Source organism: Rhodoferax sp. GW821-FHT02C08 (assembly GCF_059421805.1).
In genome coordinates, this window is sequence record NZ_JBWKVR010000027.1 from 36,156 (window position 1) to 53,233 (window position 17,078).

At 48.8% G+C, this 17,078-nt stretch carries 15 protein-coding genes; 10 read left to right on the forward strand and 5 right to left on the reverse strand.

The window, feature by feature from the left end:
- Positions 1–6: 6 nt before the first annotated feature.
- From AC07VY_RS23160 to AC07VY_RS23205, 10 genes are read left to right on the forward strand one after another with little or no spacing between them, the layout of a single operon-like run.
- Entirely contained in the window at positions 7–1,422 is a 1,416-nt protein-coding gene (locus tag AC07VY_RS23160; protein ID WP_495099548.1) for an O-antigen ligase family protein, read from the forward strand.
- Positions 1,419–2,483 carry an acyltransferase family protein gene (locus AC07VY_RS23165; RefSeq protein ID WP_495099549.1) on the forward strand — a complete coding sequence of 355 codons (1,065 nt, stop codon included), beginning with the start codon at positions 1,419–1,421 and terminating at the stop codon, positions 2,481–2,483. The genes AC07VY_RS23160 and AC07VY_RS23165 overlap by 4 nt, the downstream gene beginning before the upstream one ends.
- 6 nt (positions 2,484–2,489) lie before the next feature.
- On the forward strand, positions 2,490–3,446 hold the full coding sequence (locus tag AC07VY_RS23170) for a glycosyltransferase family 2 protein (RefSeq protein ID WP_495099550.1): 957 nt from the start codon (positions 2,490–2,492) through the stop codon (positions 3,444–3,446).
- 20 nt (positions 3,447–3,466) lie between these two features.
- Positions 3,467–3,982: a serine O-acetyltransferase gene (locus AC07VY_RS23175; RefSeq protein WP_495099551.1), complete on the forward strand. Its 516-nt coding sequence runs from the start codon at positions 3,467–3,469 to the stop codon at positions 3,980–3,982.
- The gene (locus tag AC07VY_RS23180; protein ID WP_495099552.1) at positions 3,870–4,994 is read left to right on the forward strand and encodes a glycosyltransferase family 2 protein; all 1,125 of its coding nucleotides are present in this window, start codon (positions 3,870–3,872) and stop codon (positions 4,992–4,994) included. The genes AC07VY_RS23175 and AC07VY_RS23180 overlap by 113 nt, the downstream gene beginning before the upstream one ends.
- A gap of 15 nt (positions 4,995–5,009) precedes the next feature.
- Complete coding sequence (locus AC07VY_RS23185) at positions 5,010–6,146, forward strand: glycosyltransferase family protein (protein ID WP_495099553.1); 1,137 nt, start codon at positions 5,010–5,012, stop codon at positions 6,144–6,146.
- Positions 6,146–7,237: an acyltransferase family protein gene (locus AC07VY_RS23190; RefSeq protein WP_495099554.1), complete on the forward strand. Its 1,092-nt coding sequence runs from the start codon at positions 6,146–6,148 to the stop codon at positions 7,235–7,237. Before AC07VY_RS23185 ends, AC07VY_RS23190 begins: the two co-directional genes overlap by 1 nt.
- Positions 7,234–8,379: a glycosyltransferase family 4 protein gene (locus tag AC07VY_RS23195; RefSeq protein ID WP_495099555.1), complete on the forward strand. Its 1,146-nt coding sequence runs from the start codon at positions 7,234–7,236 to the stop codon at positions 8,377–8,379. The genes AC07VY_RS23190 and AC07VY_RS23195 overlap by 4 nt, the downstream gene beginning before the upstream one ends.
- Positions 8,376–10,058, forward strand: coding sequence for a GMC oxidoreductase (locus tag AC07VY_RS23200; RefSeq protein ID WP_495099556.1), 1,683 nt, complete (start codon positions 8,376–8,378; stop codon positions 10,056–10,058). The genes AC07VY_RS23195 and AC07VY_RS23200 overlap by 4 nt, the downstream gene beginning before the upstream one ends.
- Positions 10,058–11,044, forward strand: a complete 987-nt coding sequence (locus AC07VY_RS23205) for an NAD-dependent epimerase/dehydratase family protein (protein ID WP_495099557.1) — start codon at positions 10,058–10,060, stop codon at positions 11,042–11,044. The genes AC07VY_RS23200 and AC07VY_RS23205 overlap by 1 nt, the downstream gene beginning before the upstream one ends.
- A 33-nt stretch (positions 11,045–11,077) precedes the next feature.
- On the opposite strand, the gene AC07VY_RS23210 is transcribed toward AC07VY_RS23205, so the two are convergent.
- From AC07VY_RS23210 to epsL, 5 genes are all read right to left on the reverse strand, one after another.
- Complete coding sequence (locus AC07VY_RS23210) at positions 11,078–11,854, reverse strand: WecB/TagA/CpsF family glycosyltransferase (RefSeq protein WP_495099558.1); 777 nt, start codon at positions 11,852–11,854, stop codon at positions 11,078–11,080.
- Between the two features lie 284 nt (positions 11,855–12,138).
- Positions 12,139–13,014 carry a chain length determinant protein tyrosine kinase EpsG gene (gene epsG, locus AC07VY_RS23215; protein ID WP_495099559.1) on the reverse strand — a complete coding sequence of 292 codons (876 nt, stop codon included), beginning with the start codon at positions 13,012–13,014 and terminating at the stop codon, positions 12,139–12,141.
- Positions 13,011–14,393, reverse strand: a complete 1,383-nt coding sequence (gene epsF, locus AC07VY_RS23220) for a chain length determinant protein EpsF (RefSeq protein WP_495099560.1) — start codon at positions 14,391–14,393, stop codon at positions 13,011–13,013. Before epsF ends, epsG begins: the two co-directional genes overlap by 4 nt.
- Positions 14,394–14,408: 15 nt before the next feature.
- Positions 14,409–15,221, reverse strand: a complete 813-nt coding sequence (gene epsE / locus AC07VY_RS23225; RefSeq protein ID WP_495099561.1) for a polysaccharide export protein EpsE — start codon at positions 15,219–15,221, stop codon at positions 14,409–14,411.
- Positions 15,222–15,254: 33 nt separating this feature from the next.
- Entirely contained in the window at positions 15,255–16,451 is a 1,197-nt protein-coding gene (epsL, locus tag AC07VY_RS23230; RefSeq protein WP_495099562.1) for an XrtB/PEP-CTERM-associated polysaccharide biosynthesis outer membrane protein EpsL, read from the reverse strand.
- Positions 16,452–17,078 lie beyond the last annotated feature (627 nt).

The following is a 17,078-nucleotide window of genomic DNA, read 5'->3' on the forward strand; positions in this document are numbered from 1 at the left end:
TGTTATATGAATTACATTATTCCCATTTTTATGGGTTTGACGGCTTTTGTGGCTGCAATTCTTTTGTCTGTTGCTTGTGTTTGGTTGTTAAATAAGGCCGCCAAATATCCATCTGGCCTGCTGCAGTATTATTGTTACGCAATATTGTTTAGTAATGGATTAACTGTTTTGTTTTCTGCTAGAAATTATTTGAACACTGGGGAAGTCTTTACTGAGTCCACGTTGAGTAATCCGGTTGCAGCCGTGGCGATCAAATTGGCATCCTTGTTTGTCATGGTGGCAGCCGGCGACCAAATTTTGCGATTTTATCGATTGGATAGAAAATTTTATTTTTGGCGTATATCTCTAATACTATCATTTTTGTTGTTTTGGATTTTTAATGTGTTGGTGCCATCGCAGTTTTCTTCGCATCCCATATCACTGGAGGTAAGTTGGTTTTATTCGCTGGTGCTAGGATTGGGGCTTGTTTCCATGTCTAACTATGGAGTTTTAAATTTCATTAGGCACTTTCGTAATGCAGCACTGTTTTTTTGTCTGTGGGGAATTTTGTTAATCCCTGTAAAGCCAGATTTGGTTTTGCAAACTAATTATTCTCAAGGTTATATACCTGGGTTGCCTCGTTTCGCAGGATTGGCGCCGCATGCTATTTTGATGGGCATGGTTGCTTCACTGGGCTTGTGGTGTTTGATAATTGATCCATTTAAATCTCGAAAATTGAACTGGTTTTTTATTTTTGTGGGTCTTTTTGCTCTATTTGTTTCTCAGGCTAAAAATATTTGGATATCTTTTTTGTTGGCTTTGCCTGTACTGATTTATTTTAAATATAAGGTATCTGATTGGCTGCGCATTTCTTCAAAAAATGGGCGCTATTTTTACATGGTAATATTTTCTTCTATGATGGTTTTTGTTTGTTTTGGCCTATTGTTGGTGATATTTGGAAATATTGGTAGTGCAATAAATAATTTTTTGAATTCTGAGCAGGGCAGCCAGTTAGTTACTTTTACCGGGCGAGAGCAAATATGGACTGTGGCTTTGTCTGAATGGGCGCGATCACCGTTGTTAGGGTATGGGTTGCCATTATTCGGTACTGAGCACAGAGATGCAATTGGAATGTTCTTCGCGACGTCCGGGCATAATCAAATCATTGATAATTTAGGGCGAACTGGATTGGTTGGAACTATTATGTCGGTGGTTCATTTTGTGATTGTTATATTTCTTGGGTATGTATACAGAAAGGAGACTTTTGGGTTGAGTTTTGTTTTGGCTCTTTCGTTGTTAATAAGAATGGCGTCTGAAGTACCTGTTACCCTGGGGACTATTGCGATTGATACTTTGCCATATTATCTACTAATGGGCTTGATTGCAATTAATATGAAGTTCGTTAAATCAGGTGAGCGAATTCATGGGTATGAAAATACATGAAAGTAAAAGAACGTTATTTGGCATTGGATGGGTTGCGCGGGGTTTTTTCTATCGCGGTTGTTATTCATCATTTTTCTCTTTTGCAAGGCGCGCATTTGATGCGGTCAGCTTGGTTGGCCGTTGACGCATTTTTTGTACTTTCTGGTTTTGTGATCGCTTTGAACTATGAAAGTAGGATCAAGAGCGGATTAGGTTTCCTTGGTTTTTGCAGGGTTAGAATTGAACGACTCTACCCAATGTATTTTTTTGGATTGGTTATTGGTATTTTTTCTCTTTTAATTCACTCTGACTGGAGCCTTTTTCTCAGTGTTGATGTACTTTTAATGCAATTATGTGGAATTTTCTTAATTCCTTTTTGGGGTGTATTTCCTGTTGCGTCAGAGGGGTTTTTAAATAATCATGTAATATTCCCATTTAATGATCCAGCTTGGTCACTTTTTTTTGAAGTATTTTCTAATATTTTCTTTTATTTTTTTGTTTCTTTCTTTGGTATCGGTCGTCGATTGCTGGTGGTTTTATTGTTTTTTTTCTTGTTGATTTATTTGGTGTCGATTCGGTATTATGGTTTGCATAGTGGGTATTCTCAGTTGAATTTTCCCGGGGGATTTCCTCGGGTTTTATTTCATTTCTTTGTGGGGTGTTTTATATTTAAAATTCAATATCTAAATATTGAATTTAAGAAGTGGCATTTTTTTGTGTTGCTTTTTATTTCGTTGTTGTCGTTTGGTATTGGGAATTTAGAGGCCATGTATGTGATGCTTTTTCTTGTATCCCCTTTTGTTATTTTTGTTGGAAGTAAAGTTCATTTTGATGCGAATAATTGGTTGGGGCGTATTTTGAAGTGGTTGGGTGATGTGTCATTTCCTATATATATAGTGCATTATCCGTTGTATAGATTTTTGAATGGCTTTTTTGTTTCTGGTGATATAAATAAAATATTTTTATCGGTTGTGTTTTTTGTTGTTGTTTTGATCGCTGCGCACTTTCTGATAATTTTGGAGAGATTTTTAAAATTATGGGGTAGAGTATTTTTTTCAAAATATAAATATTTTTCCGTGTGATTTATTATGCAATTTTCTGTGGTTATTCCTCTTTATAATAAGAGCCCTTATATCGAGGGAACATTGTTGTCAGTTCTTCGGCAAAGTTGTAGAAATTTTGAATTGATTGTTATTGATGATGGTTCTGCCGATAACGGGCCTCAAATAGTAGAGAAACTTGCACAAAATGACCCGCGTATCCGTTTGGTGCGGCAGTCCAACGCGGGTGTTTCGGCCGCCAGGAACCGAGGTATTGCGGAGGCAAGAGGCGAATGGGTAGCATTTCTGGATGCTGATGATTGGTGGCACCCTGGGTATTTGGAGGCGCAGCATCGTGCCATCCTGGCTTATCCCCATGTGGACATGGTGGCCACCATGCTGCGCAAGATTTCTGACGCTGCAGATTGGTCTCCCTGGCCTTGGCCTGAAATTTCTCCGCAGCCTGTCATGGATCTCATAGAAGATTTACCTGCCCGTTGGATGCAGGGCATTCCGTTTTTTACCTCGTCGGTTGCAGTGCGCAGAACGCGCTTGGTCCAGATGCAGCCTTGCTTTACGGTGGGCGAGTCACATGGGGAGGATCTGGACCTGTGGTTCCGTGTGGCCGAGGGTTCGTCGACTGCCCATTCTCAGAGCGTGTTGGTTGCGTACCGTACGGCGGCGGAGGGGAGCCTTACCAGCCGGCATGCAGCATTGGTGTTAGCGCCGTTCTTGCTAAGGATGCAGGATCGGGCGCACTCGGGGCTAATACCACCTAATAGGCAGCGGTCTGCATTGCATTTTGTGGCTCAGCAAAAGGTGACTTTGGCTCGGCAGGCGTTGGTTATGGGGCGTCGCCTGGAAGGGCTGCGCTGGTTGTGGCGTGCCCGTTATGCGATGCGGTCTAAGCGCTGGCTAATGTCGCTTGCGATGGCGGTGGCGTTGCCGGGGGGCGTGGTTCAGCGCTGGGAGCTTTGGCGCAATGCGCGTACAGCTACGGATTAGTGTTTACAAGGGTCGAATGAATGGCTTTTTTTGAAGATTTACGCGTAGCACAAGAGGGCGTTTTGTCTCTCGGCTTTTGGGCTTTGCAGGTTTACAGGCTGGGGCATTTGCGTTACCGGTTTCAATCCAAGCTGGTGCGTTATCCATTGGCAATCCTGCACATGGTGCTGTCCAAGCTGGCGGAAATGCTGTGTGGCGTGACGATTGGGGTGTCCGCCAAAATTGGGCGTAGGCTGGTGATCGAACATTCCGGAGCCATAGTGGTGCATGGTAGGGCAGAGATTGGCGACGACTGCGTTATTCGTCAAGGGGTGACGATCGGCAATAAGCGGATGGACCAGCCCTTGGACGCGCCGCGTATTGGGCACCGGGTGAACATTGGCGCGGGAGCCAAGATATTGGGCGCAGTGCAGGTAGGAGACGATGCCGATATTGGGGCCAATGCCGTGGTCATCTGTGACGTGCCTGCTGGTGCGCTCGCCGTGGGAGTCCCAGCCAGAATTATTTTGCGAACCAAAGACCATGCAAATTCCTGAGTCTCCTGATGCGCCCTGCAGGGTGAGTATTGTTATCAAAGCTTTGAATGAAGAGAAGCGGATTGTCGTAGCCGTCGAGAGCGCACTGGCGGCGGTCCAGGTGGTGGGGGGCGAGGTGGTGTTGGCGGATTCTTGTTCAACAGATGGCACGGTGGCACTGGCGTCAACGTTCCCTGTACGCATAGTGCAGCTCGAGTACGCCCATGAGCGTTGTTGTGGCGTGGGGCCGCAGCTGGGCTTCCAGCATTCGCTAGGCGAGTTTGTCTACATCCTGGACGGCGACATGGAAATGCTGCCTGGGTTTTTGCCTAAAGCCTTGGAGTACATGCAGGCGCACCCGGATGTGGCAGGCGTGGGTGGGCAGGTGGTAGAGATGAACACCACTAGCCTGGAATACCTGGCCCGGGTGGAGCGCGGACTGGGGCATATGCAGGCCGGTGAGGTAGACCGCTTGGACATGGGGGGGTTGTACCGCAGAGTCGCAGTGGAGCAGGTGGGCTATTTTTCCAACCGTAATCTGCACAGTTACGAGGAATTTGACCTAGCAGCGCGTTTGCGTGCCAACGGATGGAAGCTGCAGCGCATTGCGATGGATGCAGTGCGACACCATGGGCATGATGCGCCGCCATACCAGCTATTGGTGCGCCGCTGGCGCAGCAGATATATCTGCGGCCTGGGTGAAATGCTACGTGCAGCATGGGGGCAACCTCACCTAGCCTTGGTGCTGAAGGGGCTGCGGGAGCTACGCCTGTATGTTGCTGTGCTGGCGTGGTGGTTAGTGCTGCTATCAATATTGTTGCTGTCTGCGCAGTGGCCACGGGCGCTAGCGGCCTTTTTTATTGTTCTCGCCACGCCGTTTGCATTGATGGCATGGCGTAAACGTAGCCTATCTAAGGCTTTGTTTTCTGTGGTGTCGTGGTGCTTTAACGCTGCAGGTTTGCTGCGGGGCCTGTTGGCGCCGCAGCGGGAGGCCCGTGCAGTGGTGGATAGCGTGTTGGTCAAAAATATTTAGTAACCCATATTCTTTATGCAAGCCCATTTGAACTTTCTGCGCCGTAAGCTTATTTTTCGGGTCAGAAACAAGCTCCACACTATTACCTCGCTGCGAGATACACCTAAGGCAGCCAATGTGCTGCTGGTAACGGTTCCGCATGAGTTGGCGGAAACGCAGCTGTACCCATTCCATTTCTACCGTTCAACGTTGCGTCAAAAGTATGGCGTGCGCTGTACGCAGGTGCCTGTGGACGCGCTGGTGGGGGCGGATGCAGATAGGCTACATGCCGGTGCAAAGCATGCGCATATCAAGCGTATATTTTTCCAACCTGCATTTGAAATGCCGCCACAACTGGTGGTACAGGCTTTGGAGCGTTTGGCTGCGGCATATCCTATGGCCAAAATTGCATTTATGGACTGGTATGCCCCATTGCACATACGACCTGCAGCCTATGTAGACCCGTATATTGATATTTACATAAAAAAGCAAACCTATGCGGATTTCGCAAACTACAGTGTGCCTACGCTAGGTGATACTAATCTGAACGATTACTACGCGCGTCGACACAATTTGCCGGATGCACAGCAGCAGTTTATACCTCCTGCAGGAATAGAGAACAAAATACGCTTGGGCAGCAACTTCGGTTTGTCACCGTTGATGGTGGATTTGTTTCTGGGAAAACCGCCGCAGGTCGATTTTCGTGATATTGATTTACATGCCCGTATTGCGATTAAAGGAGTCCCTTGGTATCAGGTAATGCGGCAAGAGGCGAAGGATGCCGTACAAAGGCTATCGGCAAATGGTGCGATACATATCGTCTCAGAAGGGCGCGTGCGTAGGCATAAGTTCTTTGAAGAGATGATGAGGAGCAAAATTTGCTTTAGCCCATTTGGATATGGCGAGATATGCTGGCGTGATTATGAGGCATATGCCACCGGCGCTTTGTTGCTTAAGCCGGATATGGCACATTTGCAGGTTTTGCCAAATGTGTTTGTACCCAATGAAACCTATGTGCCGCTGCAATGGGATTTAAGTGATTTTGAAGAGAAGGTGGAAGAATTTCTCAAAGATAAAGAAAAGCGTACAAGGATTACCAGGCAAGCGTTTGAAACTATGCGTAGCTGGATCACAAGTGAACAGTATGTCGCTGAAATTGCGGCACTATGCTAATGCCCTCTAAAGGACGGCGCCTTGAGGCGTTACAGGTACTTCGGGCTATTGCTGCTGGTATGGTTGTATATGTGCATGCGCTAGCAACTTATAAAGCTAAGGTGGATGTATTTGATGCAGTGTTGGTGAACTACGGGTTTGGAGAGTTGGGCGTAAAGCTTTTTTTCTGTATTAGTGGCTTCATCATATTTTCTTCAAGTCAATCTTTAATTCATGGGCCGAAGTCGGTATGGTATTTTCTTCGACGTAGGTTAATTCGAATTGCGCCGATGTATTGGTGCGCTACGCTAGTTTACGCAGTCAAGCTGGCTTTCCAGGGGGCCGCTCCCGGCGGAGATACCGTGTTGTATTCGGTCTTCTTTATTCCATTTGCTGATAGTGCGGGATTAATGCGGCCCGTATTAGGTGCGGGTTGGACGTTGAACTACGAGATGTTTTTTTACATTATTCTTGGTGCTGCACTTTTTTTATCTAATTTTTGGCGCTTAATATTGGTGAGTTTGGTTATGTTGGTCCTAACCGGGGCCCGGCATACAGGAGTGATTGCTGAGAGCTCTGACTTCGCACAGAACGCGCTATTTTTAATGTCAGATACGTACTTGTTATTTTTTGTGATCGGCGCGTGGGTTGGGCCACTGAGCCGCCAAAATTGGGTCGCGACATTCCCAAGATATTCCTGGCAGAAAGCCTGTTTTGTTGTGATATGCGTCTTGACAATACTGGTGTACGTGAGTTTGAGGTATTCCATGCCAGTTGGTGTTCTGCTGGCATTGGAGTTGTTTGTTTGTGGTTTTTGCGTTTTTCTGTGCGTCACGGCACTGGACGGGAAAAATGCCGATGCAGCGCGATGGCTTGAGAAAAAGCTGGTATGGGCAGGAGATGGCTCATTCAGCACTTATTTGACACATGGATTTGTAATGGGGCCGGCTGCGCGCATTTTGGGCTTGCTGTCAGTTAATATTTCTCCGGTCATATTCGCATTCACTATGGTGTTGATGTGCAGCGTGGTTGGAATGATTTTATTTAGATATTTTGAAAATCCCGTGCTGAATATGATGAATGTCAAGTGGGGGCGGTTGAATTCAATATGATGAAAAAGAGAATATTTATTGCCTGTCCTTGGAACCCCAATGGCGGCGGCATGTTTAAGGTGGCCGACTATTTGATTCAGTGTCAGCATACTGTGGTCAAAGGTGGTGCCGAAGAGCATGTTGCTCTGTGTCCGCTGGACACGCGCGGCGACGGTAGCGCTCTGGCTTCGATTGGGATGCTAATGCTGGCGCTGGTGCGTATAGCGAAAAACCGTATTTCAGGGCAGTTAAAGGGCGTGCACGTGAATATGGCCGAGCGGCTGAGCTTGTTCCGCAAAGCGGTTGTTGTAGTGTTTTCACGTGCGATTGGTTTGCCGGTTGTCTTGCATTTGCATGCGGCCCAGTTACACCATTTTTATAAAGACTTGCCGGCGCCGCTGCGTTGGTTGGTGCGTTGGACGTTCTCCCGGGCCAACAAAGTGGTGGTGCTGGGTAGCTCTGCACAGAGATTTGTGGTGGAAGAGTTGTTGGTGCCCAAGGAACGTGTGTGCGTAGTTATTAACGGCGTGCCGCAGCCGTCGGTGCAGCGCTCGTCGCGGCAAGAATCTGGAAGGACTATGCGTTTGCTGTTCTTGGGGAATTTGAGTGAGCGCAAGGGGGTGTCTGACCTAGTTCACGCGCTGGGCATGAGCAAGGTTGCGAAGGCGGGGCCCTTAGAAGCCATCTTTGCGGGCAAGGGCGATATACCAGGCTATCAAGCCAAAGCTGACGTGGAGGGGGTAGGGCACCTCGTTCAATTTGTAGGCTGGGCTGATCAGCAGAAAGCTGCCGCACTAATGGCTAGCGCAGACGTTTTGGTCCTTCCGTCGTATGACGAGGGGTTACCCTTGGTGATTTTGGAAGCCTTGGCCAATGGCACGGCGGTGATTTGCACTCCTGTCGGGGAAATTCCCCATGCCTTGGTGGACGGCAAGGAAGCAGTCTTTGTGGAGCCTGGCGATGTCAAAGGTTTGGCCGCTGCCATTGATGAAGTATTAGGAAATCCGGTGTTGAGAGGCAATTTGGAGCGAAATGGTAGGGCCTTGTATGAGCGGACGTTTTCTCTGGAAATGTTTGCGGACAGCATTGCCGCTGTGCACATGGATGTTTTTGGTGTGGCTTCGCGTGTGTTGTCTAAGAATCGCATGGTGTCTGCACAATGATTGAATCAGCCAATCAAGTGGCGCCGGACTCGGTATTGGATGCTGATATTTGTATTGTGGGGTCCGGTGCTGCGGGTATTAGCATGGCGCTGGAGCTGAGTAGCAAGGGGCTGAGTATTTTGCTTCTGGAGGGAGGCAAGTCTCATGAAGATCCAAGTTCACAGGCACTTTATGCAGGCCAGGTTGCAGATGAGAAGATGCACAGCCCTACCGACAAATACAGGCAGCGGCGCTACGGTGGCTCTACCGCTATATGGGGGGGGCGCTGTATGCCGTTTGACCCCATCGATTTTGAGGAGCGGCCGTTTATACCCAATAGCGGGTGGCCGATTGATTACGTAGACTTAGCGCCATACTTCCCCAAAGCGAATCACTATTTGGAAGCTGGGCGTTATGAATATGACGCTGACAGTGCTTTTGATCCTCCTGCTCCGGCAATGGTGCGTGGATTTGAAAGTGTGCGTTTAAGGACAAATGGGTTGGAGCGATTTTCTTGTCCAACCAATATGGCAGCGCGTTATGGCGAGCGTCTACGTGTCGCAGCTGACATAAGAGTGTTGCTGGAGGCTAACTGCACAGGTATTCGACTGAACCCGGGGGGCAATGCAGTTGACACGCTAGATGTTGCAACCCTTGCCGGTGTTCGGTTTAAGGTTAGAGCTCGTAACGTGGTGCTGGCCGTTGGGGGCCTGGAAACCGCACGGCTTTTATTGGTTTCCAATGATGTGGTCCATCAAGGCATTGGCAATGTCCATGACGTCGTGGGGCGTTATTACATGTGCCACATTGCCGGGAATGTGGGTACTTTGGCTGTCAAAGGCGCACCCGACAATGTCCGGCATGGCTATGAAGTTTCACCCGATGGTGTTTACTGCCGCCGCAGATTGCAGCTTACTGCGCAAGCCCAGCGAGAACTTCAAGTGGGAAATATGGTGGCACGGTTGCACTTCCCCAAGATTACGGACCCTTCGCATCGCAGTGGAGTGTTGTCGGGCTTGTTTTTGGCACGTTATTTCATTAGCTATGAATATGGCAAGCGCTTGAAAGATGGCGATGCTGATGGTGTTGGGCGGTATTTGCGTCACATGTGGAATGTAATTGCCGGGCCTTTCGACACACTGGCTTTTTTAACCCATTGGGTACTGAAGCGCACGTTGGCCGCGCGCAAATTTCCTTCGGTTATTTTGAGAAACAAAAGTAATCGTTTTAGCCTGGAGGTGCATGCGGAACAAATTCCACGAGCCGATAGCAGGGTTACTCTGTTGGAAACGAAAGATGCATTGGGTGTGCCGCAAATCAAGGTGGATTGGCGCTATAGCAAAGAGGACATAGAAACGGTGCGGAAAACTTTGCGTGCTATTGCGGAAGAGTTTGCTGCGAGTGGGCTGGCTCAATTCGAGTTCGACGACGCTAGCTTGGAAGAGGATCTTCTGCGGTTTGGTGCCTATGGTGGACACCATGTGGGTACGGCCCGCATGGGTTCAGATCCGTGTACTAGCGTGGTGGATGCTAATTGTGCTGTGCACGGTATATCCAATTTGTTTGTAGCCAGCAGCGCAGTGTTTCCGACGTCAAGCCAAGCCAATCCAACGCTCACTATTGTGGCGATGGCCTTGCGGCTGGCGGATCATTTGGCGGGCTTACTTGTTCCCTGTGGCCATGGGGTACGGACAGCATGATGAATCGTACTAAGGTATTGGTGTTGGGTGGGGGCGGCTTCGTTGGGCGCGCTGTGGTGGCATTGTTGCAGCGAACAGATTGGGCTACGCCCGTAGTTGCATCGCGCAATGCTAAGAGCATCAATGGAATTGAAGCGATTGCACTGGATGCGCGACATGCCGATAGTCTACGTGCAGCGATTAAAGATGCCGGTGCCGTAATTAACTGTGTAACGGGTGATGGGAGTGCTATCGCGCAAGGCGCTCAAACACTGGTAGATGCGGCGCTGCGTGGAGGCATGCCACGTATCGTGCATTTGAGCACTATGTCGGTATATGGACGCGCGGAGGGTGTTGTTGACGAGGGTTGTCCGCTGCAAGACGACATAGGTTGGTACGGACATGCCAAGATTGCGGCAGAGCGCTCTATGCAGCGATACAGTCGAGATGGTGGACAGGCAGTCATCTTGCGCCCAGGATGTGTGGTCGGTGCAGGTAGTGCACTATGGGTAAAACGTGTTGGCATTTGGTTGGAGCAGGGCCGCGTTGGGGACTTGGGCACTGGCGGGGATGGTCCCGCCAACTTGGTTTCAGTCGATGATGTCGCGCAGGCCGCTGTCAACGCTCTGCAAATACCTTTGGTGGCGCGTGAAGTTCCCGTTTTTAATCTTGTGAGTCCTGAGAGTCCTCGATGGAATGACTATTTCGCCGATTTTGCGCTCGCGATTGGCGCAATCCCTCTAAGAACATTAGGGGCAAGGCGGATGAGGTTGGATGCCTATGCACTCGGTGTGCCAGTGAAGGTGCTCGAAAGAGTTTTTTCAAAGATTCATTTGGACGCACACTTCTTACCCGCTGCAATACCGCCATCTCTGCTCGGACTTTGGCGGCAACAGATTGGGCTTAGCCATGCTGCGGCAACCAAGAGTTTATGCATGTCATGGCGATCCTACGATACGATGCTAAGTGACAGTACTCAATGGTTCTTATCCACTCGAACTACTTGAGTCAATGTTGAGATTTCTGGCTACTAACTCTAATCAGTTGGCTGAGTCGTTTTTGGAAGTGATATTTGTTTTATTGGTTTTCAGCGTATGTGCACGGAGAATGAATAAGGGATTTCCAAGCACATAACGTTTGAAAAGCCTTCTGGGCTCTAGTGCGAGACGATACAACCACTCAATCCCGATTTTGCGCATCCAACGTGGTGCCCGGGCAACCTTATTTCCCAGGAAATCGATAATCGCACCGCCGCATACAATTATGCAGTTGCCAGTTATGTGCTTGCGCAATTCGGCTGCAACTTCCTCTTGTTTTGGCATTCCCATGCCTAACACGATGAGCCTGGGCTGGTGTGATTGTGCGAGCTCAATGTAATTTGCGATGGATAGAAATCCATTGGCAGTTTGTAGTTCGCTGAGAGGGGCTATGCTGGTTTGCACGGTGGACCTGCATTGCCCAAGGTAAGGTTCTTCCGTTCCATATAAGGCAATGGGCTGTCCATTAAAGCAGCGAATAATTTGCGGAATAAGGTCTGTTCCATTTAGATTAAGGCCTGGCTGCAAGCCCATCATTTTGAACAGAGTGGCCATGCCGCTCCCATCCCGAAGCAAAGTGTCTGCGCTGGTTAGTGCTCTATAAAACTGATCAGAGGTTGCTGCTGAATTCATGGCATGGGCATTCACAAACGCCAGCACGTGTGGTGAACCTGCAGTGGTGAGTTGTTGCAGATATTCTTGCAACTGAGCAGGCGTCTGCATGCGGGTTATCGTTTCCAGCAGTGTGTGCCAGCGTGTTTGCCAAGTGTGGGGTGCCATGAAATTAGGGGGATGAGGGACAGGCAACGCGCGTTCCAAATGTTTACGTCCGTAGGCGAATAACCCCGAACATGTTGATGTCCTATTTTCTGTGCCTTTAAGGGCGGTTTCATCTCAAAAGTGATGGAAATTTATTTGGCAGAAGTAGCGCGTTTCTAAAGATTGCATTGCATCTTTTATATTGTTTTGCAGATTTTTTGAACATGGTTTGCCCAATCAGTATTTGGTAATTTGCGATTGAAGTAAGGTTTTATTACTTGCACCAATTGGACTCACCTTTAGGTTTAGACGTCGTTCAATATCGAGCCAACGACAGTAACCCCGCTGTCCTGCAGGCGCCGGGTCAGTAGCGTGGTTTGAGGAAGCAAGCTTTGATTCTTGCGGGCGAGCATCACAGCAGCCCCGGCGCGCGCCGCAATTAATTCGGCATCTGCAAAGGCGCTCCCTGCAGGGGTGTCTACGATAATTACGTCAAATTTTTGAGCTGCTATCTGAAGTAAATAGTCAAAAGTGTTTCTGCCCAAAAGCTCCTGAGGGTTGGGAGGCACGGCGCCCGAAGGCAGTACGGTCAGGCCGGGTAGGCTAGGGACTGGCAATGCTGCATCCAGCTCAGCGCGGCCAGCAAGTACACCTGACAAGCCGGTATTCTTGCCTAGCTTGAATAGTTTTTGTTGGCGTCCTGTTCGCAGATCGCCATCTATCAGAAGGGTGCGCTCACCTTGCTGGGCAAAAACAATTGCCAGGTTGGCCGCAATGAAGCTACGACCTTCGCCGACTCCTGGACTTACTACCGTCAACACTTTGTGGTTGCTATCTGTGTTGAACCATCGCAACATCAGTTGGCTACGAACGGCCCGCAGGTTTTCACCCACGCCACTGAATGGCTTGTAGGCAGCTACCAATTCGTTGCTAAGGCTGGTGTCACGGTCTGACAAATAGGTGTAGTCAAATTGTTGTGAAAGAGCGAAGTCGACATCGTCTTTCGTGAGCAAATTGAGGGCGATTGCTGCATCGCCGAATTTCGAGTTATCACTAAGTTGGCGCTGCACTATACGTACTGCATCCTCTAGTGTGAGCCGACCTGTCGACACCAGAATGTCTCCTATCGAGCGGGCTTTGTCGGTTGGTTGCACAGAGGCTGGCAGGTTCATGGTATTCATGCTTTGGCTCCTTTTTCAGGAGCATTTTGTTTGAACATGATTGCGGCAGAGCTGATTGCGCCAAGTACAGGTAAACCTAGCGCCTCCAACATATCTTCGGTGGAACGCACGCGACGGTTGGCTAGCTCCAGGATCAGTGCCATGCCTATACCTAGCAGGGTACCTAAAAAGATAGAAACCAGCACATTAACCAAAACCTTGGGTTTAGACGGTGTTGCAGGTGGTGTAGCCTGGTTTAATACGGAGATATTGGTTTGGTTGCTTTGGCTTTCAATATTCGTTTGGGAGGCGCGTTGACTGACCAACTCAAATGCATGTTGGGCAGATTCAATATCACGGCGAAGCACGTTCAGCTCATCACGTTGCTTGTTCAGCATGAGCACCCGAGATTTTTGGGCGGCTAGGGCCCCTTGTAGTTGTTGTTCTCGTTGTTTGCTGACTTGGAATGTTGTTTCAATAGAACTGGTAATTTTGCGAGTTTCGGCATCCAGCTGGGCTCGCAGAGTGGCCAGCTCGGCCTCTGTCCGTTGGGTTTGTGGGTGATTCTTGCCGAGGTTGATATTGCTTTCTTGTAGCTTGGCATCAAGTCGAGCAATGTCTGCCTTAAGGTTGCTTATGACGGGGCTTTGCATCACCTCCGCAACGGTGTCTGCTTTGGCATTACCCCGCTTGCTTTGGCTATCGGTTGTTTGGCCTTGTACGCTTGTTAGCTGGCTGGAAGTCTCGTTCAGCTTGGCCATTTCAAAGTCGAGGCGCTCGTCTGCGGAAGTAATACCATTTTTCTGCTGGTACTCCGAAAGAGCTTTTTGGGCTAGTTCAAGTTTGTCACGTGCAGTCTTTGTTTGCTCTTCAAAGAAGGCGGCATATTGCCTGGCAGGTGCCACGCGCAGATCCAGATTCACATCCATATAGGCCTGTGCGAACGCATTGGCTGCCGCAGCTACAAAAATTGGGTCCGTGCCGGTGTAGTTGATGTTTATAACGTTGCTTTCGCGTGATGGTTTTACGTCTAGCTTCTGTTGAAGCTTTGCGGTTAGCCAGTCAATTAATTGGCCTTTGCCTTCGGTAGCAGTCTGCCACTGTTCGCGAACAGCCGCGCTTTCTTCCATGTGTAAAAGTTTTACGGCACTTTTGGCGACGCGGTCGCTGTTGATGATGTCCACCTGCGTAGCCATATATCCAGGCGCTACCATGCCTTGCAGTACAACGCCGCTTACCGGGTCGGGGGATTTCACATCTACCACCATCGCTGCGGTAGCCGTGTACTGCTTGGGTAGCACCAAGCTGACTGCCGTGATCGAGGCAACGGTGATGAGCAGTACGGCTAAGGCTACCTTGTAACGGGCTCGGAGAATGAGTAGGAATTGCTGGATAGTCATGCTGGAGTGTTCCGATTAAAACAAGCTCTCTTTAACGTAAATCACGTCATCTGCTTGAAGTTTGTCAGTAAGTTTAGGTTCCAGCTGCTGAACGCTGCCGTCTGCTGCTTTTCTATCTAGTCGCAAACGCTTTTCCGTGCCTCTCGCAGTTATGCCCCCCCCGAGAGCCAGCCCCTGCATAACCGTCATGTTTCTGTCTATACGGTAAGCACCTGGATGCTGGGCTTCACCGTAGATGTAGAACACAGGTGCGCGATGCACATAGATGCTGTCGCCGCCTTGCAAAACGACATCGTTTTGCGCTTTGTCCGTCAGGAAAATTGAGGGAATGTCGACCTGCTGGCGAAATGGTTTGCCATTGCGCAGGCCTGTAACGATGGCGACGTCGTCACCTATTGGAGTGGCGCCACCAGCCATTGCCAGCATGTCACTCAGTCGGGTGTTAGCAGTTTCCAATGGGAAGCGCCCTGGCCGCGTGACTTGTCCTAGAACGGCTACTTGGTTGCCACGTATTTGCAAAAGCACAATATTGACTTGTGGGTTTTTAATAAACCCCCCCTTCTGTAGCGAGTCTGCAATCTTTTTTTCTGCAGTTGCTATGGGTAAGCCACCAAGTTCCACTAAGCCGATTAATGGATAGTTGACCACTCCATTTTCTGAAACTCGCGTTTCTACTGTGAGATCTGGGTTTTGAAATACTTGAATGCGTATGGAGTCTCCTGCTCCCAAAGGATAATCTGGTTGCACTTGGGCTTGCGCACCAAGACTGACTACAAGAGTGAGTGTGGTCAGTATTTTGGGTGCTAGGTTAATTAAATACTTGAGCATAAATGAAAGCCTATTTGTTGGTTGGGCGTTTTGCTAATAACTATATTGAGCAGAGAAGGTGGCCATATTGCTGTCAAAATCTAAGTTGCTTTGATTTGATGTTCTTTTGGAGTTCTTTAAAGACGTACTTAAAATCAATGATTGGTATGGTTGCCAGTCAATTGAAATACTCATGTCTTTTAGCGTATCACTGCGTTGATCGGAAACCACTCCCGAAGGATTGCCGAGGTAGTCACGGAAGGCCAATTCGTATTTGAATCCAACTGAAACTTTTGCTGTGGGCTGCCATACTGGGCCAAAAGATAGTCTGTCAGTTTTGGCATAGTTAGAGGTATCTGTTTGATAGCTTGTTAGCTCGTGGATCCAGCCTGCCGTGAGGGCGGATTTCCCAGATATGGCCCAATTGAGGTTGGCACTTGTATTGATGCCGCTGTAGTTTCTCTGAGAGTAATGAGGATGGGCTCTACTGATATAGGCGGCAGTTAGATTGACGGTACTCTTACCTGTTAGGACCCAACGCAGTTTGAGTTCGTTGTCCTGCTGGTGAAATGTATCGTCCAGCAAAGCGGCTTCTTGTAAAGCTCTATCGGTATATTTGCCGTCAGTCTTTCGATATGTATATGTCAAGCTGGAATCAGAGGCCCACACGTAGCGTAGACCAGCTTCAGTAAACGTGCTATCTGTATTGCCTTCAGCTGCAGTAGGCAGTGCGTTTATTTGTTTAATTGACATCAATGCGCCAATTACACGCCACGGCCCGCTGACGCCGTATTCTCCATCTGCACGCACTACGGTATCTGTACGTTCATTTCGCACATTCAATGTAGAGTTATCCGCGAAATCGTTGAGACTTTGCATGTGCTTGTAGAGCAAGTTGCCTTGCAACTCAGGGCTGGCGCTCCAGTGCCATGCTGCTTTTGCGTTGTGCGCTACAAAGCTGAGGTAGCTGTTATTTTTATATTGGGAATCGACGAGGCTTGCGTCAAGGGTAACTTGCTGAAGGCTGTATGCCTTGTTGAAGTTGAGCCCTAGTGTGGTGAGTCCGATCACCTCAGACGTGTTGGATTTGCTGGACAGAGTGCTTGCGGGCAGTCGGAAAAGATTGCTGTCCGTTTGCAGTGCGTAGCTTGCGTTCAGCTTGAGTGCGTCATCGCCTTCCGCCCATGCGAAGGGTAGGCTGGAAAAAAGCAAGGTGAGAGCCGCGAGACCCGATCTGTAGTTTAGAAACATGCGCGTTGCTGGTGGTTGCTTCAGGAATGGGGCCGCTGCATCGCAACTAGGCGTACATCGCATGCCTTTGAGGATGATGCAATCTTGGTGCGGGACTGGCAGTTGTTCACTGGCGGACTTTCCTTGAGGGCAGGTGGCAGAACAAAGGGTTTAACCTTATTGCGCGCAATTATGCATTTTCTGAAGGGTGTAAAAGCAACTAACAGGCCATCCTTTGCGGTTCAATTTTTATTTGTACGGGCATTCAACGCGAGAGGTCGTAATAGCAGTGGATATGTATTGCTCCAGTTGTTTCAAAATAAAACATTTAATCTCGCCTTCATTCATATATCTGCAATCGACATACGAAATACGGCCAGTAATTGAAAATCTCGTGCAATATTTTGGCAGTCTGCCGAGGGGCAATGTCCGATGGTTTTAACCAGTGACGTTGGAACCTATGCAGTCATGGCTCTTAACTGCTGGACTTTGGTTCTGACTGGCTGTCGTAGCAGCCAGTCAGTGGATTTTGAGCTACGGGAGTTGGTTTTTGTTGCGGTGCAGCAAAATTTTTCACAAACCTACACTCGGTTGCTATTTTCCGCGGAGCGAGTAATGACGGACGGTGCTTGTGTGACTTCGATCGCG

Bases quoted from the DNA above. Each gene is read 5' to 3' on its own strand.
- AC07VY_RS23160 (WP_495099548.1), top strand. From the start codon at position 7: ATGAATTACATTATTCCCATTTTTATGGGTTTGACGGCTTTTGTGGCT.
- AC07VY_RS23165 (WP_495099549.1), top strand. From the start codon at position 1,419: ATGAAAGTAAAAGAACGTTATTTGGCATTGGATGGGTTGCGCGGGGTT.
- AC07VY_RS23170 (WP_495099550.1), top strand. From the start codon at position 2,490: ATGCAATTTTCTGTGGTTATTCCTCTTTATAATAAGAGCCCTTATATC.
- AC07VY_RS23175 (WP_495099551.1), top strand. From the start codon at position 3,467: ATGGCTTTTTTTGAAGATTTACGCGTAGCACAAGAGGGCGTTTTGTCT.
- AC07VY_RS23180 (WP_495099552.1), top strand. From the start codon at position 3,870: ATGCCGATATTGGGGCCAATGCCGTGGTCATCTGTGACGTGCCTGCTG.
- AC07VY_RS23185 (WP_495099553.1), top strand. From the start codon at position 5,010: ATGCAAGCCCATTTGAACTTTCTGCGCCGTAAGCTTATTTTTCGGGTC.
- AC07VY_RS23190 (WP_495099554.1), top strand. From the start codon at position 6,146: ATGCCCTCTAAAGGACGGCGCCTTGAGGCGTTACAGGTACTTCGGGCT.
- AC07VY_RS23195 (WP_495099555.1), top strand. From the start codon at position 7,234: ATGATGAAAAAGAGAATATTTATTGCCTGTCCTTGGAACCCCAATGGC.
- AC07VY_RS23200 (WP_495099556.1), top strand. From the start codon at position 8,376: ATGATTGAATCAGCCAATCAAGTGGCGCCGGACTCGGTATTGGATGCT.
- AC07VY_RS23205 (WP_495099557.1), top strand. From the start codon at position 10,058: ATGAATCGTACTAAGGTATTGGTGTTGGGTGGGGGCGGCTTCGTTGGG.
- AC07VY_RS23210 (WP_495099558.1), bottom strand. From the start codon at position 11,854: ATGGCACCCCACACTTGGCAAACACGCTGGCACACACTGCTGGAAACG.
- epsG (WP_495099559.1), bottom strand. From the start codon at position 13,014: ATGAATACCATGAACCTGCCAGCCTCTGTGCAACCAACCGACAAAGCC.
- epsF (WP_495099560.1), bottom strand. From the start codon at position 14,393: ATGACTATCCAGCAATTCCTACTCATTCTCCGAGCCCGTTACAAGGTA.
- epsE (WP_495099561.1), bottom strand. From the start codon at position 15,221: ATGCTCAAGTATTTAATTAACCTAGCACCCAAAATACTGACCACACTC.
- epsL (WP_495099562.1), bottom strand. From the start codon at position 16,451: ATGTTTCTAAACTACAGATCGGGTCTCGCGGCTCTCACCTTGCTTTTT.